Here is an 18,453-nt window from a genome sequence, read left to right as displayed (position 1 = left end):
CCGATTGCCATGGTAATCCCGCGACAATAGCGGACTTTCGTCGCAATCGAGAAGAGGAACAGGCTGTGAAATTAGGGCAAATCGCGCTGACACTGATCGCAGCCAGCTTTTTAGCGTCCACGGCGCAGGCTGGAACGATTTGCACGGTCATTGCCGATAGCAAAACCGGGAAGACCTTGGTCCAGGACGGCAATTGTGCGGAGCGTGTCACGCCCGCTTCCACCTTCAAGGTCGCCCTCAGCGTGATAGGCTATGATGCCACTTACCTGAAGGACGAGCATAATCCGACCCTGCCGTTTAAACAGGGTTATGTGGATTGGGGCGGCGACAATTGGAAACAGCCGACCGATCCGGTGCGCTGGATGAAATACTCCGTCGTCTGGTATTCCCAGCAGATCACCAGGACGCTTGGGCAAGACAAGCTTCGTGATTATGCGACGAAATTTGCCTATGGCAATGCCGATTTTTCCGGCGATCCTGGCAAAAACAATGGTCTGGAGCGGGCATGGATTGCCTCCTCCTTGAAGATTTCGCCGCTGGAACAGGTCGCCTTCCTAAGAAAGCTGGTCCAGCATCAGCTGCCCGTTCGCCCCGAAGCCATGGACAAGACACTGGCCATCGTTGAGCAACGCCAGATCGCCGATGGCTGGACCGTGCACGGTAAAACCGGCGCGGCCTTCCCTCGTCTTTCGGACACCGCGTTCGATTATAGCCGTGGATGGGGCTGGTATGTCGGCTGGGCCAGCAAAGGCAAACAGACCTATGTGTTTGCCCGTCTCATTCAGGATGAGAAAAAAGACCAGATCACCCCTGGGGGTCGGGCGCGCGACGCTTTGCTGGAAGAACTGCCAGAGTTGCTGGCCAGCAAGTGAACAGGGCCTTTCCGACTAGGCCTTGCATCACCCGTTGACGAAGGCCATGTCGTCCTGGGTCAGTTCGATGGAGCGCAATTCGCGGTTGACCAGGAAGTTTTCGTTCTCAATCGAAAATTCAGCCAGCTCGATTGTCGCGTCGAAGCGGGCCTTGAAGGCCTCGATGATTTCGTTGACCACCACTTCCGGTGCCGATGCGCCCGCCGACAGGCCAAGGCTGCGGATCTCACCGATGGCGTCCCAGTCCAACTCGCTGGCGCGCTGCACCAGGATGGAGCGCTTGGCGCCAGCTTTCAACGCCACTTCCACCAGCCGCTTGGAATTGGATGAATTGGGAGCGCCGACGGTGACGAACAGGTCGCAGCCGGGCGCTGCCTGTTTCACCGCTTCCTGCCTGTTGGTGGTGGCATAGCAAATACTGTCGGCAGCAGGTGCCTTCAGCTCTGGAAAGCGCTCCTGCAATTTGGCAATCACGCCTGCGGTATCATCCACCGACAGCGTGGTCTGGGTGACGAAGCCGAGGTTTTCGGGATCGATTGGCTGATAGACGGCGGCATCCTCAACGGTTTCCACCAGGGAAACGGTGCCTTCGGGCAATTGCCCCATGGTGCCGATTACTTCCGGGTGGCCTGCGTGACCAATCAGGATGACATGGCGGCCAAGCCGTTGATGGCGCATGGCCTGTTTATGGACTTTCGAGACCAGCGGACAGGTGGCATCGAGGTAGAAGAGATTGCGCTTCTGCGCATCTTCCGGCACGGATTTCGGCACGCCATGGGCGGAAAACACCACAGGTTGCTGGCGATGCTCGACCGGGATTTCATCCAGTTCCTCGACGAAGACAGCCCCCTTGGCCTCCAGCCCCTCAACCACATAGCGGTTGTGGACGATTTCATGACGGACATAGACCGGCGCGCCATAGCCCTTCAGCGCCAGCACGACGATCTGGATCGCCCGGTCGACACCGGCGCAAAAACCGCGCGGACCGCACAGCCGGATCGTCAATGGCGACCGGGTTACCGAGCCGGTTTCCAAAAGCGTTTTGTCCATTGCAGTCGTCATTGTTATCCAGCCAGTAAAACCAAAAACAGGGCAATCGCTGCCGGCGCGGCCTGGACGAAGAAGATCCGCCGCGACACGGTCCTCCCCCCATATAGGCCAGCAACCACCACAGCGCCAAGAAAAAATACCTTGAGCTGGAGCCCCATGGCCGGCAGCGGATGCAGAAGTGCCCAGAACAGGCCCGCGGCCAGAAATCCATTATAAAGACCTTGATTGGCCGCCATCACCCGAGTGGTTTCAGCGCCCTGCAGGCTTTTACGGAAGATTTTCCGGGCGCGCGGTGTCGTCCAGAGAAACATTTCCAGCACCATGATGTAGATATGTTCCAGCATGACAAGAACGACCAAAACTGTCGCAATTAAGAATATCGTCATATCTCTCACCCCCGTTCGAGATTGTTGAAAGCAGTAAAATTCCAGCAATCCATATCGAAGAAAACAAAGTAAAAATGCAGATGGATTGCGCATCTATGCTTGAACCGATTGGGTTCAAGCATTTTGACAATATCCACATTATTGTTGATTCTGGAAATGACGTCAGGTTTTCTTTCTGAAAACCGAAATAACTGCGATCACCGCCAGAGCAAGCGCCAGACCGTACCAGGTCAAGGCATATTGCAGGTGACTATTGGGCAGGTCGATCATCGTGACACCGCCGATCGGCAGGCCGCCGGGCACCGGCGACGGCCCTGCATCCAGAAAAAACGGCAGAACCTTGGCCGTATCGATCCCGGTGCTGGCGGCCATGGCATCAAGATCTTTCCAATAAAACACATTCTTGGCGATATCATTGTCCGGCACCAACCGGGAGGGCTTTTCCGCCAGTTTCGCCCGCGCCAGGCCGGTGACGCGCTGGAGGCCCAGCAATTGTCCACCCATGCGTGTCGAAGGCTCCTTCTTCTGCTCCGGCACAAAACCGCGATTGACGAAGAGAATATGTCCATCGGCAAGCTGAAACGGCGTGTAGATGTAAAAACCGGCATCGCCGTCATAGGTCGCCAGGAAACGGCGTTCCTTGTCGTTGAGATAGGTGCCGGAGGCGGTCATGGCCCGGTAATCGACATCTCCGCCACCGCGCGCCAGCGCATCGATGTCCTCGACGCTGGCTGGGGGCTGATGGCGGCGCGATTCGATATCGGCAATCAGGCCCTCCTTCCAGGCCAGACGATGCATTTGCCATGTGCCAAGCGAGACCAGCAGCGCCAGGGCGACCAGCACCAGAAAGCCGCTTGCGGCAAGCCTTACACGCGTCATCGCACCCATCCTACTCCCGGTCGATCTGGCCCGGATGGGCATTGTGCTTGTATTGCAAGGCAATCAACAGCGCCTTGATGGTGCGCAACAGCCAGAGCGACAATCCGATCGCCAAAGGTCCAAAGATCAGAAAATGGACCCACAATCCCGGCGAATACGTGACCTCCGTGTAAAGCGCCAGGCCAACCACCAGAAAATCGGCGATCAGAATAACGAAAATCGACGCCCCATCGCCGGGATCGATGCTGCTGTAATCGAAGCCGCATGCGCTACAGGCGGGTTTCAGCTTGGTCAGTCCCTGAAAAAGTTTGCCACGTCCGCAACGCGGGCAGGAAACCGAAAGGGCGGCCTGGACCGGTTCGACCGGCGGGAAATCGCTATTGCTGGCCATGGCGTCGAGATCCTCTTTTCACTCCTGAGTTTGTGAGGTTCAGATTAAACCACACAAACTCTCGCGTTTCGTGTTTCGTCTGTCTTTTCGGGAACACCCGATTCCGCGTTCGGCGCAGTCCTAAGCCCTGTTGCAAACAAGAAGGCGGCGCTCTTGACGCCGCCCTTGTTAATTCCAGCTCGCTGGCGGTTAGAGCATTTCCAGACGCAAAACCGCACCGCACGTTTGCTGGAATGCTCTAGCCATGCGCCAGCGGCGCACCCCATCCGCCCCAGATATAGATAGAGAAGAACAGGAACAGCCAGACCACGTCGACGAAGTGCCAGTACCAGGCCGCCGCCTCAAAGCCAAAATGCTGTTTCGGGGTGAAATCGCCTTTCAGCGCCCGAAACAGGCAGACCAACAGGAAGATCGTGCCAACCAGCACGTGGAAACCATGAAAACCGGTGGCCATGAAGAAGGTCGCGCCGTAAATCGAGCTTTTGAACGCGAAGGGCGCATGCATATATTCATAGAACTGCACAAAGGAGAACAGCGCACCGAGCACCACCGTCAGCGTCAGGCCGCTGATCATGCCCTTACGGTCATTGTGCAGCATGGCATGATGCGCCCAGGTAACGCAGGTACCCGATAGCAGCAGGATGACGGTGTTATAAAGCGGCAGGTGCCAGGGATCGAGCACTTCGACACCCTTTGGCGGCCATTGCCCGCCGGTAAACTCGACCCGCGAGGCCTGGATGGCTTCATGGGGAAACAGGCTGGCATCGAAAAACGCCCAGAACCACGCGACGAAGAACATCACTTCAGACGCGATGAACATGATCATGCCATAGCGCAAATGCAGCGACACGACCCGCGTATGGTGACCCTCATGGGCTTCCTTGATCGTATCTGCCCACCAGCCGAACATGGTGAACAGGATGATGGCAAGACCAATGTAGAACAGCCATGGATGCGCTAGCTCCATGCCAAACAGCTTGAACGAGCCACCATGCAGGTAGCGCATATAGCCGACCCCGCCGAAGGTCAGGATGAAGGCCCCGAGCGATGCCAGGATCGGCCATGGGCTCGGATCGATGATGTGATAGTCATGATGTTTCTGATGGGCGTCGGCCATGTCAGCAATCCCCGCTTGAAAACTCTCCTCAAATGATCAGCCGCCTCTCGCCGCCGATCACTCCATCCCTTACAGTTTATCCAATAATCGCCGCTGGCCGTCTGCAAATGGCAATTCTTGAACAGACTGTTAATTTCCTACCCTTGCTCCTGGTCCGCGCCCGCCGCTTTGATACAGCGGGACCCGCCCGTTAAAGCTTAGGTTGAACGGCGGCCTTGTCCTGCGCAATCCCCGCCACCGGCTTTTCGCCGCCATGCGGATAGAATGTATAGGACAAGGTTACCGTTCCGATATTTTTGGTCTCCGGCTGCGCCATGATGTCAGGGTCGATATAGAAGACCACTGGCATGTCCAGCGTCTGGCCGGGCTGTAGCACCGTCTCGGTAAAGCAGAAGCACTCGATCTTGTTGAAATAGACCGCCGCTTCCATTGGTGTCACGTTGAACACCGCCTGCCCCTTGGTTGGATAGGGCGAACGATTGGTGACAGAATAATTGGCCTGAATGGTTTCGCCGATCCTTGGGGCAACGGATGCCTGCATCGGCTTGAAATCCCAGTTCAGACCGGGCGAGACATTGGCATCGAAGGTGACCGTCATCTTGCGGTCAAGAATGACCGATGACGGCTGCTCTGCCCTCTGGGTCGTACCGTTATAGCCGGTCAGCTGGCAATACATCCGATAGAACGGGGCCGCAGCAAAACTCATGGCGGTAACGCCGCCGACAAACGCCAGGCAAGCGAAAAACACGGTCAGGTCCTTGCCCTTGCCGCGCCGCTCTCCCGCTTGCGTGCCTCCCGGTTCTGCCATGGCTCGTTCCTCCCGTGCCGCTGCTTCAATGGTATGCGTATGTCAACAGTCTGTGCTTCAAAAACCCTGCTAAACGCTTCTCTCACATCGAGCATTTCCGGCCTGCGCATCGTCGAATGACGAACCATACGCATCAGAACATGCTCATTGTCCCATGCCGCTGATCTTCACCAACGTCACGAGGTAAAACAACACCACAAGCCCAGCGAGCACCAGGCCCAGCGCCACATTGCGACCGCGTCTCGATTTCCTCTGGGCTTCCGTAAGTTTGACCGTTTCCATCACAGTGCTCCCGACGCATGGGCGAGAAGACTCGCCGCATAATGATCGACCAGCAGGGCTGAAAACACCGCGAACAGATAGAAGATCGAATAGGCAAACATTTTGCGGGCCGGTGCCATGCGTTCATCGCCCTCTCGCATCCGCCAAACGGCAACGGAGCAGGCAACAAAGACGGCACTCAGCACACCAGCCACCAGCCCGTACCAGAGCGAAGCAAGCCCGGTAAAAGCCGGTGCCACGGCAAAGACCCCGGTCAGCACGGCATAGACGAACATCTGCCGCTTGGTGGAGGTTTCGCCTGCCACATTCGGCATCATCGGCACGCCGACCGAGCCGTAATCGCGCATCTTGTAGAGCGCCAGGGCCCAGAAATGTGCTGGCGTCCACAGGAAGATCACCATGAACAGAATGACGCTATCCAGCGACACGCCACCAGTCACGCAGGCCCAGCCGATCATCGGCGGAAAGGCACCCGATGCGCCGCCAATGACGATATTCTGCGGGGTCGAGCGCTTCAGCCACATCGTATAGACGACAGCGTAAAACAGGATGGTGAAGGCCAGAAAGGCGGCGGCGAACCAATTGACCGCGAGGCCAAGAATCGAGACCGAAAAGACCGACAGCGTGATGCCGAAGGCCAGCGCCTCCTGCGGACGGATACGGCCTGCCGGGATGGGGCGGCGCGCCGTGCGGGTCATCACCGCATCGATATCGGCATCATACCACATATTGAGAGCGCCGGAGGCGCCAGCCCCAACCGCAATGCACAGGATGGCAATGACACCCAGAATGGGGTTGATCGTGCCTGGTGCCAGCACCAGACCTGCGAAGGCCGTGAACACCACAAGCGACATCACCCGCGGCTTTAAAAGCGCGAAGAAATCCTTCGCGCCCGCTTCGGACAGACAGATCTCACTGTCCAGACCGATGATGTTGCTGTTGTCTATGGCTGCCATTATGCTGTCCTGACCTGTCATGTTCTCAACGCCGCAGCGGCTTCATCCACGGCGTTGATGGCTTTTTTTATGTCTATTTTATGCGGGGCAACTGTTCCCACTGGTGGTATGGCGGCGGCGAAGACAGCTGCCATTCCAGTGTGGTCGCACCTTCACCCCATGGGTTGTCGCCTGCCACACGCTTCCTGGCGAAAGCCTCGAACACGCCGAACAGGAAGATCAGCACCGCGACGCCTGAAAGATAGGAGCCGTAGGATGAAATCCGGTTCCAGTCGGCAAAGGCATCCGGGTAATCGATATATCGACGCGGCATACCAGCCAATCCCAGGAAGTGCTGCGGGAAGAACACCATGTTGACGCCGATGAACATCACCCAGAAATGCAGCTTTCCGATGAACTCGCTATACATATAGCCCGACATTTTCGGGAACCAATAATACCAGCCAGCGAAAATTGCAAACACGGCACCCAGCGACAGAACATAGTGGAAATGGGCCACCACGTAATAGGTGTCATGCAGCGAACGGTCGAGACCGGCATTGGCCAGCTGCACGCCTGTTACACCACCAACGGTGAACAGGAAGATGAAGCCGATGGCCCAGACCATGGGAGTGCGGAAGGACAGCGAGCCACCCCACATGGTGGCAATCCACGAGAAGATCTTGATGCCGGTCGGCACTGCGATCACCATGGTTGCGAAGACGAAATAGCGTTGGGCCGACAGCGACAGGCCGACCGTATACATGTGATGCGCCCAGACCACGAAACCGACGGCGCCGATGGCCACCATCGCATAGGCCATGCCGAGATAGCCGAAAACCGGCTTTTTCGAGAAGGTCGAGATGATATGGCTGACGATGCCGAAACCGGGCAGGATCAGGATATAGACTTCCGGATGTCCGAAGAACCAGAACAGGTGCTGGTAGAGGATCGGATCACCACCGCCTTCGGGGGCAAAGAATGTCGTACCGAAATTACGGTCGGTCAACAGCATGGTGATGCCACCGGCCAGAACCGGCAGGGACAGAAGCAGCAGGAAAGCCGTGACCAACACCGACCAGGCAAACAGCGGCATCTTGTGCAGGGTCATGCCCGGCGCGCGCATGTTGAGGATGGTGGTGATGAAGTTGATGGCGCCGAGAATAGACGAGGCACCCGACACATGCAGTGCGAAGATCGCCAGGTCCACCGCCGGGCCAGGCTGGCCGGAGGTCGACAAGGGCGGATACATCGTCCAGCCGCCGCCGACACCATAAGCACCTGCAGGGCCTTCGACAAACATCGACAGAAGGAGCAGTACGAAGGCCGGAACGATCAGCCAGAAGGAGATGTTGTTGAGACGCGGAAACGCCATATCCGGCGCGCCGATCATGATCGGGATCATCCAGTTGGCAAAACCGCCGATCAACGCTGGCATGACCATGAAGAAGATCATGATCAACGCATGTGCGGTGGTGAACACATTATACATGTGCTTGCCGCCATCGATGGCGGCATCGCCCTCAAAGCCGTAGACCATCGCAGCCAGACCGTGGAAGATCTGGATGCCAGGCTCCTGCAATTCCATGCGCATGGCAACCGACAGCGCCCCGCCGATCACGCCCGCGATAATGGCGAAGATCAGGTAGAGCGTGCCGATGTCCTTATGATTGGTCGAAAACAGCCAGCGGGCGGCAAAGCCCGGTTTGTGATCATGTGAATGATCGTGTGAATGTTCGGGTGCATGAGCGCCCTCGCCGGTATGTCCAGCCATTGTCCTCACTCCCCTCAGTTCGAAACGGTCATTGTGGAAACGTTCTGCGCCAGCTGATTGGCGGCCTTCGGGCCATCCGTCGCTGCCATCAAAGCCTTGTTGGCCGCGCCAAGATCGCTTGCGGCCGCCGTCATCCACGCATTGTATTTGTCAGCCGAAACGACGCGGATGGCGATCGGCATGAACGCATGATCCTTGCCGCAAAGTTCCGAGCACTGGCCGTAGAACAGGCCTTCGCGGTCGACGCGGAACCAGGTCTCATTCAACCGGCCCGGCACGGCGTCGATCTTGACGCCGAAAGACGGCATGGCGAAGGAATGGATCACGTCCGAAGGCGCTGCCGTCACCAGCATGCGAACCGTCTTGCCAACCGGCAAGACCATTTCATTGTCAACAGCCAGAAGACGCGGATAAATCTTGTGATCTTCCTTGCCAGCACTGGCGCGATCCTGGTCCTTCAGAAGGTAGCTGTCGAAAGCCAGCTGCTTTTCACCCTGATATTCATAGTTCCACTGCCACTGGGTGGCCGTCGCCTTAATGGTCAGGTCGGGCTTTTCCGGAATCGTCAATTCATAGGTGAGCAAATTGAAGGACGGGATGGCGAGAAAGAAAAGGATAAGAACCGGCCCGAGCGTCCAGACAATCTCAATCGCGGTATTGTGGCTGGTGCGCGACGCAACCGGATTGGCGCTGGCCCTGAACCGCACGACCACGATGATCAACAGAGCGAGAACCAGCAGCGTCACCGGAACGATGAACCACAAGGTGTAATGGTTGAACCAGCGGATCTGCTCCATCACCGGGCTGGCATGGGGTTGCAGGTCGATCTGCCAATCAACCGGCTGGTCCGCCATCGCACCGACGGCACTCATGAGACAGAGAACCATCGCTCCCGCCAGACCTGCCATCAGCCTTGCCGTCCCCGTGACCAGACCCGTGGCCAAACTGGCCATCACTTTTAAAAGAGTTTTTATCACGGTTGCCTCTCCCTCCCGCGTTTGACCCAAATCAATGGCAAACGCACAATCCCTGATATGATACTAATTTAAAATCACAATTTTGCCAATTTCGCAACAACCGTACGTCCATGCCGCTGCGGCATTTTTGCTCATCCCACAGAGATCGTCATCAAGATCCAGGCCGAACGGGCGCAATTCCCGGCCCTGCGCTGCAAATGTCAGTACGCGCTTTGCGGGAAATGCCAGAGAAGATTCTCCTGAAACCTTGCCATCGCATGGACCTGAACTGGATCTGCCCCTGATCGCAACACAGGCAAACACCCCAATTATGCCGCACTCGGCTGGAAAGGAGACTGTCAATAGTCAGCCCATCTCCGATTTTCGTCTTGTCCAGTCTTGGGCCAGGCCTTTTATCGGTCGGGCCAATAATCGCAGATTGGATTTGTTTCGGCGATCATCGCAGGTTACAGGAAGATACAGCGCGCAAAGCGCAAGGATGTCGAAGGCCTTGGCCCTTGATCCTTTGTGCGGCGCAGGCGAGAATGACAAGATTGAACAGAATTCCAGAGGTATCCATGGGTTTCCAGAGAATGTTGCGGGCTAGACTTGTCGCGGCGGGGCTCCTTGCGGCAGGGTTTGCAACAGCATTGCAGGCGGGCGCGGCGCTGGCACAGCAGCCGCAGGCAGGCACAGTGCGCTCCAATCACGGTGCCTGGTCGATCATTTGCGATACGCCCGCCGGTACCTCGCAGGAGCAATGCGCCCTGATGCAGAATGTGATTGCCGAGGACCGCCCCGAAGTGGGACTGTCCGTGGTGGTGCTGAAGACCGCCGACCGCAAGGCTCGCATCCTGCGCATTCTGGCGCCGCTTGGCGTGCTGTTGAAGGACGGCATGGAGCTTTACGTCGATAATAACAATGTCGGGCGGGCTTTCTTCACCCGCTGCTTTGCCGAGGGCTGCTATGTGGAAGTGGAAATAGACGATCAATTGATGAAAGTGCTGCGCTCTGGCAAAAGCGCCGTGTTTGCCGTGCGCGAATCCTCTGATCAGGACCGGGTCGGCATTCCCGTCGAGCTTAACGGCTTTGGCGAAGGCTACGACGCCCTACCCTGAGCACGGAGCGGTCTGGCATCGGCCCTTGCCCCATCGGTCAGGTGCAATTACATGGGGCCGATGAAATGGGAACCACAAGCCAAGGAGATCCCGATGACCACCGACCTCATCAGCCTGTTCGATTGTGACGAGCGCAGCCTGTCAAAAGCCGTCGCCTCGGCGCTGGAGGGATCGGATGACGGCGAATTGTATATTGAACATGCCCAGGCCGAATCACTTTCCTTCGACAATGGCCGCCTGAAAGGCGGCAGTTTCAACACCGACCAGGGGTTTGGTCTGCGCTCAGTGGCCGGGGAAGCGGTGGGCTACGCCCATTCCGGTGAATTGTCGCTATCGGCACTCAATCGCGCCGCCGATGCGGTCAAGGCCGTTACCTATGGCTATAGCGGCTCCTATGCCAGCGCCCCACAGCGCACCAATGTCCGGCTTTATGGCGACGAAAACCCGATCGGTAGCCCGACATTCGAGGAAAAAGTAGCGCTTCTTTCGGAAATCGATGCCTATCTGCGCGCCAAAGACCCGAAGGTACGACAGGTCTCCGCCTCGATTGCCGCCAGCTGGCAGGTGGTGGAAATCCTGCGCGCCGATGGCCACCGCGTCCGCGATGTGCGCCCGATGACGCGCATGAATATCTCGGTCATCACCGGCCAGGGCGAGCGGCAGGAATCCGGCTCCTTCGGCACAGGCGGACGGATGTCCTTCGCCGACTTCCTCAGCGACGAGAGCTGGAAAGCGGGCGCCGATGACGCGCTGCGTCAGGCGCTGGTCAATCTGGAGGCCATTGAGGCCCCGGCTGGCAGCATGGACGTTGTGCTGGGCAATGGCTGGCCGGGCGTGATGCTGCACGAAGCCGTCGGCCACGGGCTGGAAGGCGATTTCAATCGCAAGAAAACCTCGGCCTTTGCCGGATTGCTGGGCGAAATGGTTGCCGCACCTGGCGTGACCGTGGTTGATGATGGCACGATCAATAACCGGCGCGGCTCGATCACTGTCGATGACGAAGGCACGCCTTCCGCCTATAACGTGCTGATCGAAAATGGTCGGCTGGTCGGCTATATGCAGGATCGCCAGAATGCCCGGCTGATGGGCATGACACCAACCGGCAATGGCCGCCGCCAGGGCTATGCCCACCAGCCGATGCCCCGCATGACCAATACCTACATGCTGTCTGGCGATAAGAGCCCGGAAGAAATCATCGCCTCGGTCAAGAAGGGCATCTATGCCGTGTCTTTCGGTGGTGGCCAGGTGGATATCACCTCGGGCAAATTCGTGTTCGGCTGCACCGAAGCCTATATGATCGAGGATGGCAAGATCGGAGCACCAGTCAAGGGCGCCATGCTGATCGGCAACGGGCCGGACGCGATGAAGCGGGTATCGATGATCGGCAACGACATGAAACTCGATACCGGCATCGGCAATTGCGGCAAGGCTGGACAGTGGGTCCCGGTCGGCGTTGGCCAGCCGCATCTGCGGATGGACCAGATCACGGTGGGTGGTACGCGGGCGTAATGGGGAATGCCCTGGTTCCTGAATTTGCAGTCACGGACTGGCGCAAGAGCCGGGATTTTTACACTCGGCTGCTTGGCTTTTCCGTGCGTTACGAGCGGCCGGAAGAAGGGTTCAGCTTCCTTGAACTCGGTGACGCGCAGTTGATGATCGATCAGATCGGGCTTGGCCGGACATTCGAGATTGATGACGCGCCGTTGGAGCGACCGTTCGGACGCGGCCTGAACGTGCAGATCTGCGTCGATGATGTGCAAGCCATCCTTGATCGTCTTGAAAAGGCAGCCATTGCCCTTTATCTGCCGCTTGAAGACAAATGGTACCGCAAAGATATGACCGAGGTCGGCAACCGGCAATTCGTCGTTGCCGATCCAGACGGTTATCTGCTGCGCTTTTGCCAGGACCTCGGCGAGCGCGAACTCTCATTGGACCTATAGCGACACATGCTGCCCCGCACCCCCAAAGCCGTTATTTTCGACATGGATGGTCTCATCCTCGACAGCGAAATTCTCTATCGGAAATCGGTGATTTCGGCAGGGGTGCAAGCGGGGCTGCTTGTCGGGCCATCGGTTTATGAAGGCATGCTGGGCCGACCCTGGGACGGGATCGTGCATTTATTGAAGGACCATTATGGGCCGGATTTCGACGCCGAAGCCTTTCGGGCAGTCTGGGTGGACCATTTTGATCGGTTGACCGCCCTGGAACTGAAACTAAAGGCGGGTGTCGTGGCCCTGCTCGATATGCTGGATGCCAAGGCCATTCCACGGGCTATCTGCACATCTTCCGCACATTCTCAAGTGCAACACCATCTGGCCGGCTTTGGCATTCGAGAGCGGTTCGATCACGTCATTGCTTTAGGCGACTACGCCAGGGGCAAGCCTGCGCCGGACCCTTATCTGACCGCTGCCGAGCGGCTTGGCATTGCACCCGGCGATTGTCTGGCATTGGAAGATTCCCACAATGGCATTCGCTCGGCAGCCTCGGCGGGTATGATGGCGGTGATGGTACCCGATCTCCTGGCACCGACCGATGAAATTCGGGCGCTGGCAACATTGGTCATCGATGATCTGCACCAATGCTGCGGCTTTTTTGCATAACGCGCTTTCGGAACGCCAAATACTATAAGTTTGGTAGCGTTTCGCACTTCAGATACTCCGCATAAGCTTCAAGCCACAGACAAGCTTCTGGCCTTAGACCTACGGCATGCCATCGGGTTATCGCGCGGTGCAAACTGCGTCCGTATCTTGCCAGGAGTTCACAGGTGCACACACTCGTCATTGCCCGTTATGCGGAAGAGTTGGAATGGATCGCGCAGGTCCCCAGCAATTTCGAGATTTTCATCTATAACAAGGGCGAGGAGATCACATCGCCGCAGGTGCTTGAGCGTGCCAATCATATCATTGCACGTCCCAATGTTGGGCGGGAATCTGAGACCTACCTCCATCACATGATGGGTCAGCGCCAGCGCAATCACGATTTTACGGTCTTTGCTCAGGGTGACCCCTTCACGCACAGTCCTGACTTCCTGCAATTGCTGAACAATTGGACCGACTGGGAGAAAATCCAGACGCTCTCCTGGGCATGGGTCGAAGAGAAAAATGTACCGCCGCAGAAATTTCTGGATGCGTATCGCCCGAAGCTGCGGGGTGGTCCGCGGGTCCGAGAGGAATATTTCTCGCTTTACACCTGGGGTCCGGTCGACTTTATCGACAATGGCGCATTGGGCATGGGCACGGTCTACCGCCTGCTGAACGGCGGTATGGAAGCTTACATCAATATCGCCGCGCACATGTTGCGTCGCTGCCGCATGGACCACATTGCCGACGAAGCCGAAAAGCATTTGCTCGGGACGTTTTCCTATGGTGCAATTTTCGCGGTTCGCAACGATCTGGTCACAGCCGTTTCACCCGATAGCTATGCAAGGCTCTATGATTTCGCCACGGCGCCCGTGGTGGCGCATGGCTATATCCTGGAGCGCATGTGGCTACATTTCTTCGGTGCGCCCTTTACGCTTCGCAGACTCTGATACCAAGGCTAAGGTCTCAAATACATTGAACCTTTGAGATCTTCGCAACTGGCAACGTAAGGCGCGGGGCGGATTTTCATTCCGCTGCCGCAACCTTGGGATCGAACCGCCACTTCCGCCGGATCGCGCTTTCCAGATCGAGCCGGTGATGACGGGCAAAAAGCAGAACATGCCCGAAAAGATCGGCCGTTTCATCGGCGAGCAGTTGGCGCATTTCGTCTTCGCTCATGCCCTTTTGGCGACCGCGACCGCTGACGCGGTTTGCCGCTTGAACCAGCTCCCCCGCTTCCTCCAGTAATTTCAGCAGGAACCAGGTCTCGTCCCGCTCGACACCATTGGCCGCTGCATAGGTAGCCGACGCCTTTTCAAAACGCTCCATCAGATCAGACAGCATATCGTTCTCCATTTGTTCTTGACTTTATCGCGCGATTCCGCGAGATTGTCGAGACTGAAAACCAACGCGGCAAGAAAGATTGAACAGCCCAGGATGTGCACCGCCATCCAACGGAAATTTGGGCGCTCTTCGTCTTATAGCGAGGCATCGAAAATGCTGATGGAAAAAGAAGCGAAAACTATCCATTGGCTAGAAAACGAGAGTGCCGCCTATCGATGAGATAGACGGCACGAAGGATATGGATAGGAGATCAGAGCAGGTTCGCCGGAAAGGCTTAGCCTCGCGCTGGCATCAGCACGCAATCATAGCTGCTTTTCACCAGCCGCTCACAGGCGCTTTGAGCATCGTCCTTGTTGGGAAAGCCGGTGAAGCGGGCGCGGTACACGGTGGCGCCATTGCGGGTGACGGCTTCGGTATAGATATCGCGGTCGGCCAGCGGCCCACCGATCTTGTCGCGGACCATTTGCAGCAGGCTCATGGCTTCTTCGGCGCTGGCGGCAGCCGCAATCTGGATTTGCCAGGTTCCGTCGCGATGCAGCGGAATGGGCTTCAGGGGACGCGGATGGGCGCCCGCAATCAGGGCTTCCGTGGCTGCGGCAGCGTTGTTGGCGCCACCACCGGCATAAGCATTGCCAAAGCGGGAGCCGAGAACCGGCGCATCGGCCTGCGCGCTGACGGAGGCGACCTGAGAAGCAACCTCTCTGCGGTCGATTGGGGCGCTGCGGTCGAGCGGCAAGGGAATGCTGCCAGTGGTCTGGGCAATGACAATAGGAGCGGTCGGAGCAGCGCTGGCGATCAGCGAATTGCCGTCGGATGCCTTACCGATATTCTTGGTGATCAGCTGCGCCATCAGATTGTCACGGCTGGCGCCGCTACGGCCGCCCATGATCACGCCGATCACCCGGCGCTTGCCATCGGCCACGGCGCTGACCAGATTATAGCCGGATGCGTTGGTGTAACCGGTCTTGATGCCGTCCATGCCCTTGTAGCGGTACATGAGATTGTTATGGCCATTGATGGTGCGGCCACGAAAGGCAAAGCTGCGGGTGGAAAACAGCGCGTAATCGCGGGGAAAGTCGCGCAGCAGTGCTACGCCGAGGGTGGACATGTCGCGGGCGGTGGTGATCTGCCGATCGTCTGGAAGGCCGGAGGCATTGACGAATGTGGTATTGGGCATGCCGAGCTGGCGCGCCTTGGCGGTCATCATCGCCGCGAAATTCTCTTCCGTCCCGCCGAGCTTTTCGGCCATTGCGGCGGCGGCATCATTAGCCGACAGGGTCACCATGCCCAGCACCGCCTCGCGTACGGTAATTTCTTCACCCGGCTTGAGGCGAAGCTTGGTGGGCGGACGTGATGAGGCGTATTTGGAAAAGGGCACGGGGCTATCCCAGCTCAACGTGCCACGGCGAATCGCATCGAAAACCATATAGATGGTCATCATCTTGGTCAGCGATGCCGGATGGTTGGGCATATCCGCATTTTCCGAGGCGATCACCCGACCGGTGCGCGCATCCAGCAGAAGCTGGGCGCTGCCTGCAAGAACCGGGCTGGCCATCATGCTGATCGACACAAACAACGATAGCGCGATCAGGGTCCTGCTCATTCGGCCTCCAGACTGGTTACACTGCAAATACTTGGGCAAATTCATCGGCAAATTCACGAAAACGACCTCGAACACTTCACGGAACCGGCACGAGGACGTGCTGGCATTAGACCCAAAATGGGGCAGGAAATTGTGCAACGCCTTCATCTTGCCCAATATTGTTAATGAAGAGTTGCCCAATTATGGCAACTCTGTGGAATCTGCAGGGTTTCCCCCTTCGTTCCTATCAGAATCGAGAAGAAATACAGCCCCCTCGCCGCGCTCGCCCGCCATATCCTGGGGATTGAAGATATTGCAATGCGTCATCGACAGGCAACCGCAGCCGATACAGCCGTCGAGATCGTTGCGCAATTTGCCGAGCATGGCGATGCGCCGGTCCAAACTGTCCGCCCAACGTGTCGCAATCCGGCGCCAGTCCTCCCGGCCCGGCGTCTGGCCTTGCGGCAGATCCGCCATGATCGCCGCGACCTCCTTCAAGGGAATGCCGAGCGCTAGCGCCGCCCGAATAATTGCCACGCGGCGTAGCACGTCCCGGTCGTAGCGCCGCTGGTTGCCGCTGGTGCGCCGGGCGCGAATCAGGCCCTTGCGCTCGTAAAAATGCAAAGCCGAAACCGCAACGCCGCTGCGCTCCGCCAATTCACCGACGCTCAAACCCTGCATCCGCATTTTTCCTCTTTACCTCAACTTAGGTTGAGGTTGTAGCGTGGCGATCATCAATTGACCAGAGCAGATGGCAAGGACTGAAAAAATATGGAAATTCAGGAGATTAACCCCGAATCCGCAGAGACTGATGCGACGATGCCGGAGAATGGGCATTGGCGCGATCTGTTCGCCCCGGGCCTCGGAGCAGCAACCGTCATGGTCAGCCTTGGTGTTGGACTGCATGCTTTCAACGCCTTCCTTGTTTCAACCGCCCTGCCCTCGGCCATTGCCGAGCTTGGTGGCGCGCAGTGGTTGCCCTGGACCAGCACGCTTTATCTGGCCGCATCGATTGTGGCAGGCGCAAGTTGCGCCAGCCTCAAGGCCCGGGTCGGCACCCGAGGCGCGCTCGCTATCGTCACGTTGATATTCCTGGCGGGAACACTAACCGCCGGTCTGGCGGGATCGATGGCGGGCATCATCATCGGGCGGGTCTTGCAGGGGCTTGGGGAAGGCGCTGTCCTGGCTCTGTGCTATATGCTGATCTCGACGCTGTTCCCGCGCAGGTTGATTGCCCGCATTTTCGGTATCGAAGCCGCCGTCTGGGCGGTGTCGGCCTTTGGGGGGCCAGTACTGGCCGGGCTGTTGACTGAGGCGATTTCGTGGCGCGCAGCCTTCCTCGTCAACGTCCCCGCCGGCATCGTCTTTCTGATTTTGGCCAGGATCGCCGTTCCAAAAGGGGAGAAAAATGGCAAAAAACCGGCCAATCCGGGTGGCTTGCCGATAGGCCGACTGAGCCTGCTGCTGGTCGGGCTGGTGCTCCTGCTGGCCGCAAATCTGACGGCGCTGGAGATCTCCCGAAACACCATGATCGGCATGGCGCTTGCCGCTTGTCTGCTGTTTGTCGCGCTCGACAGAAACAGTCTTCAGCCGATCCTGCCCGCGGGCGCCTTTGTGGCGTCAACACCGGTCGGGCTTGGCCTGTGGATCGTGTTGCTCATGCCACTTTCCGAAGCGGCTCTTGGCGTCTATCTCGTCTATACGCTGCAACATCTCTGGTCGATGGGACCAATGGCAGCGGGTGCGTTGAGCGCGCTGATGGCGGTCAGCTGGAGCCTAACGGCTGTAATCACCGCCAATATCTCCACCCAAAAAGCCAGAGAAAGACTGATCCTGCTGGGGATCTTCACCGAGGCTGGCGGCCTTGCCGGCATCACGCTTGCCATTGCAACCGGTCACCTACCGGGACTGATCCTGTCGCTTATCGCCGTGGGCATGGCCTTTGGCATGGCGTGGGCGGCGCTCAGCCAGACAATGATGGAGGCGAGCCCACCTGACGACCGCGACCGGACCTCAGCACTTTTGCCCACATTGCAGACCGCCGGTTATGCCATGGGGGCCGCACTGGCCGGTCTCATTGCCAATCGCTCAGGCTTTTCCGGCACGGCATCGCCGGAGGTGCTGCGCCATGCGGTCGGCAATAGCGTCCTGTTTGGCCTGGCCTGCCTTGCTCCGGCAATCCTGCTGGCGCCCTGGATGGTGAGAAGCCTGAGGAAAACCCGGTGAGATCCAGGCTCTTCCATAGATTTTATCCTGAGAACAACAGTTTAATCGCCGGAGTCGGGCTTAAAACCGGAGCCGATGCACAATTCCTTAAATCCGTACCATTAATCTGGCATGTATTGAGACGATAACCCTTTGGGCCGGATGGGACTGCCCA

Annotated in this window: 20 protein-coding genes; 7 read left to right on the top strand and 13 right to left on the bottom strand. The window is 57.9% G+C overall.

Annotated features, from left to right (window positions below; all coding sequences use genetic code 11):
* Nucleotides 1-65: 65 nt before the first annotated feature.
* A complete protein-coding gene (gene blaOXA / locus AVI_RS04195) occupies nucleotides 66-872 on the top strand; it encodes a class D beta-lactamase (RefSeq protein ID WP_049777135.1) in 807 nt (268 codons plus the stop codon).
* 27 nt (nucleotides 873-899) lie between these two features.
* Here the strand turns inward: blaOXA and ispH are convergent, their stop codons facing one another.
* The 10 genes from ispH to coxB all read right to left on the bottom strand — a co-directional run bounded on the left by ispH (nucleotide 900) and on the right by coxB (nucleotide 9,402).
* Nucleotides 900-1,922, bottom strand: coding sequence for a 4-hydroxy-3-methylbut-2-enyl diphosphate reductase (ispH, locus tag AVI_RS04190; RefSeq protein ID WP_049777272.1), 1,023 nt, complete (start codon nucleotides 1,920-1,922; stop codon nucleotides 900-902).
* Between the two features lie 14 nt (nucleotides 1,923-1,936).
* Nucleotides 1,937-2,308, bottom strand: a complete 372-nt coding sequence (locus AVI_RS04185; RefSeq protein ID WP_015915169.1) for a DUF1304 domain-containing protein — start codon at nucleotides 2,306-2,308, stop codon at nucleotides 1,937-1,939.
* A 162-nt stretch (nucleotides 2,309-2,470) separates the two neighbouring features.
* Nucleotides 2,471-3,196, bottom strand: coding sequence for an SURF1 family protein (locus AVI_RS04180; protein ID WP_015915168.1), 726 nt, complete (start codon nucleotides 3,194-3,196; stop codon nucleotides 2,471-2,473).
* 1 nt (nucleotide 3,197) lies between these two features.
* Nucleotides 3,198-3,578 carry a DUF983 domain-containing protein gene (locus AVI_RS04175; RefSeq protein WP_015915167.1) on the bottom strand — a complete coding sequence of 127 codons (381 nt, stop codon included), beginning with the start codon at nucleotides 3,576-3,578 and terminating at the stop codon, nucleotides 3,198-3,200.
* A gap of 238 nt (nucleotides 3,579-3,816) precedes the next feature.
* Nucleotides 3,817-4,695, bottom strand: coding sequence for a cytochrome c oxidase subunit 3 (locus AVI_RS04170; protein ID WP_015915166.1), 879 nt, complete (start codon nucleotides 4,693-4,695; stop codon nucleotides 3,817-3,819).
* 190 nt (nucleotides 4,696-4,885) lie between these two features.
* The gene (locus tag AVI_RS04165; RefSeq protein ID WP_015915165.1) at nucleotides 4,886-5,503 is read right to left on the bottom strand and encodes a cytochrome c oxidase assembly protein; all 618 of its coding nucleotides are present in this window, start codon (nucleotides 5,501-5,503) and stop codon (nucleotides 4,886-4,888) included.
* A gap of 144 nt (nucleotides 5,504-5,647) precedes the next feature.
* A complete protein-coding gene (locus tag AVI_RS30275; RefSeq protein ID WP_015915164.1) occupies nucleotides 5,648-5,785 on the bottom strand; it encodes a hypothetical protein in 138 nt (45 codons plus the stop codon).
* On the bottom strand, nucleotides 5,785-6,741 hold the full coding sequence (locus AVI_RS04155; protein ID WP_041696290.1) for a heme o synthase: 957 nt from the start codon (nucleotides 6,739-6,741) through the stop codon (nucleotides 5,785-5,787). Before AVI_RS04155 ends, AVI_RS30275 begins: the two co-directional genes overlap by 1 nt.
* 73 nt (nucleotides 6,742-6,814) lie before the next feature.
* A complete protein-coding gene (gene ctaD, locus AVI_RS04150; RefSeq protein ID WP_015915162.1) occupies nucleotides 6,815-8,494 on the bottom strand; it encodes a cytochrome c oxidase subunit I in 1,680 nt (559 codons plus the stop codon).
* Nucleotides 8,495-8,508: 14 nt separating this feature from the next.
* The gene (coxB, locus tag AVI_RS04145) at nucleotides 8,509-9,402 is read right to left on the bottom strand and encodes a cytochrome c oxidase subunit II (RefSeq protein WP_041697594.1); all 894 of its coding nucleotides are present in this window, start codon (nucleotides 9,400-9,402) and stop codon (nucleotides 8,509-8,511) included.
* 626 nt (nucleotides 9,403-10,028) lie between these two features.
* Between coxB and AVI_RS04140 the strand changes: the two genes are divergently transcribed.
* The 5 genes from AVI_RS04140 (at nucleotide 10,029) to AVI_RS04120 (ending at nucleotide 14,097) form a co-directional block, all read left to right on the top strand.
* Nucleotides 10,029-10,568, top strand: a complete 540-nt coding sequence (locus tag AVI_RS04140; protein ID WP_087727436.1) for an invasion associated locus B family protein — start codon at nucleotides 10,029-10,031, stop codon at nucleotides 10,566-10,568.
* Nucleotides 10,569-10,661: 93 nt separating this feature from the next.
* Complete coding sequence (gene tldD / locus AVI_RS04135; RefSeq protein ID WP_015915159.1) at nucleotides 10,662-12,077, top strand: metalloprotease TldD; 1,416 nt, start codon at nucleotides 10,662-10,664, stop codon at nucleotides 12,075-12,077.
* A complete protein-coding gene (locus AVI_RS04130; RefSeq protein ID WP_015915158.1) occupies nucleotides 12,077-12,508 on the top strand; it encodes a bleomycin resistance protein in 432 nt (143 codons plus the stop codon). Before tldD ends, AVI_RS04130 begins: the two co-directional genes overlap by 1 nt.
* 6 nt (nucleotides 12,509-12,514) lie before the next feature.
* Entirely contained in the window at nucleotides 12,515-13,168 is a 654-nt protein-coding gene (locus AVI_RS04125; protein ID WP_015915157.1) for an HAD family hydrolase, read from the top strand.
* Nucleotides 13,169-13,332: 164 nt separating this feature from the next.
* Nucleotides 13,333-14,097: an HAD family hydrolase gene (locus AVI_RS04120; RefSeq protein ID WP_015915156.1), complete on the top strand. Its 765-nt coding sequence runs from the start codon at nucleotides 13,333-13,335 to the stop codon at nucleotides 14,095-14,097.
* Between the two features lie 76 nt (nucleotides 14,098-14,173).
* Here AVI_RS04120 and AVI_RS04115 read toward each other — a convergent pair whose 3' ends face one another.
* From AVI_RS04115 to soxR, 3 genes are all read right to left on the bottom strand, one after another.
* Complete coding sequence (locus AVI_RS04115) at nucleotides 14,174-14,491, bottom strand: MazG nucleotide pyrophosphohydrolase domain-containing protein (RefSeq protein WP_041697591.1); 318 nt, start codon at nucleotides 14,489-14,491, stop codon at nucleotides 14,174-14,176.
* A gap of 274 nt (nucleotides 14,492-14,765) precedes the next feature.
* A complete protein-coding gene (locus AVI_RS04110; RefSeq protein ID WP_015915154.1) occupies nucleotides 14,766-16,094 on the bottom strand; it encodes a D-alanyl-D-alanine carboxypeptidase in 1,329 nt (442 codons plus the stop codon).
* A gap of 180 nt (nucleotides 16,095-16,274) precedes the next feature.
* A complete protein-coding gene (gene soxR / locus AVI_RS04105; RefSeq protein WP_015915153.1) occupies nucleotides 16,275-16,760 on the bottom strand; it encodes a redox-sensitive transcriptional activator SoxR in 486 nt (161 codons plus the stop codon).
* An 84-nt stretch (nucleotides 16,761-16,844) separates the two neighbouring features.
* Between soxR and AVI_RS04100 the strand changes: the two genes are divergently transcribed.
* Nucleotides 16,845-18,299: an MFS transporter gene (locus AVI_RS04100; RefSeq protein ID WP_015915152.1), complete on the top strand. Its 1,455-nt coding sequence runs from the start codon at nucleotides 16,845-16,847 to the stop codon at nucleotides 18,297-18,299.
* The last annotated feature ends 154 nt before the right edge of the window (nucleotides 18,300-18,453 follow it).

This window comes from Allorhizobium ampelinum S4 (assembly GCF_000016285.1).
GTDB lineage: Bacteria > Pseudomonadota > Alphaproteobacteria > Rhizobiales > Rhizobiaceae > Allorhizobium > Allorhizobium ampelinum.
This window is presented reverse-complemented; position numbering and strand designations above follow the sequence as displayed.

Bases quoted from the DNA above. Each gene is read 5' to 3' on its own strand.
- ispH (WP_049777272.1), bottom strand. From the start codon at position 1,922: ATGGACAAAACGCTTTTGGAAACCGGCTCGGTAACCCGGTCGCCATTG.
- AVI_RS04185 (WP_015915169.1), bottom strand. From the start codon at position 2,308: ATGACGATATTCTTAATTGCGACAGTTTTGGTCGTTCTTGTCATGCTG.
- AVI_RS04180 (WP_015915168.1), bottom strand. From the start codon at position 3,196: ATGGGTGCGATGACGCGTGTAAGGCTTGCCGCAAGCGGCTTTCTGGTG.
- AVI_RS04175 (WP_015915167.1), bottom strand. From the start codon at position 3,578: ATGGCCAGCAATAGCGATTTCCCGCCGGTCGAACCGGTCCAGGCCGCC.
- AVI_RS04170 (WP_015915166.1), bottom strand. From the start codon at position 4,695: ATGGCCGACGCCCATCAGAAACATCATGACTATCACATCATCGATCCG.
- AVI_RS04165 (WP_015915165.1), bottom strand. From the start codon at position 5,503: ATGGCAGAACCGGGAGGCACGCAAGCGGGAGAGCGGCGCGGCAAGGGC.
- AVI_RS30275 (WP_015915164.1), bottom strand. From the start codon at position 5,785: ATGGAAACGGTCAAACTTACGGAAGCCCAGAGGAAATCGAGACGCGGT.
- AVI_RS04155 (WP_041696290.1), bottom strand. From the start codon at position 6,741: ATGGCAGCCATAGACAACAGCAACATCATCGGTCTGGACAGTGAGATC.
- ctaD (WP_015915162.1), bottom strand. From the start codon at position 8,494: ATGGCTGGACATACCGGCGAGGGCGCTCATGCACCCGAACATTCACAC.
- coxB (WP_041697594.1), bottom strand. From the start codon at position 9,402: ATGGCAGGTCTGGCGGGAGCGATGGTTCTCTGTCTCATGAGTGCCGTC.
- AVI_RS04140 (WP_087727436.1), top strand. From the start codon at position 10,029: ATGGGTTTCCAGAGAATGTTGCGGGCTAGACTTGTCGCGGCGGGGCTC.
- tldD (WP_015915159.1), top strand. From the start codon at position 10,662: ATGACCACCGACCTCATCAGCCTGTTCGATTGTGACGAGCGCAGCCTG.
- AVI_RS04130 (WP_015915158.1), top strand. From the start codon at position 12,077: ATGGGGAATGCCCTGGTTCCTGAATTTGCAGTCACGGACTGGCGCAAG.
- AVI_RS04125 (WP_015915157.1), top strand. From the start codon at position 12,515: ATGCTGCCCCGCACCCCCAAAGCCGTTATTTTCGACATGGATGGTCTC.
- AVI_RS04115 (WP_041697591.1), bottom strand. From the start codon at position 14,491: ATGCTGTCTGATCTGATGGAGCGTTTTGAAAAGGCGTCGGCTACCTAT.
- AVI_RS04110 (WP_015915154.1), bottom strand. From the start codon at position 16,094: ATGAGCAGGACCCTGATCGCGCTATCGTTGTTTGTGTCGATCAGCATG.
- soxR (WP_015915153.1), bottom strand. From the start codon at position 16,760: ATGCGGATGCAGGGTTTGAGCGTCGGTGAATTGGCGGAGCGCAGCGGC.
- AVI_RS04100 (WP_015915152.1), top strand. From the start codon at position 16,845: ATGGAAATTCAGGAGATTAACCCCGAATCCGCAGAGACTGATGCGACG.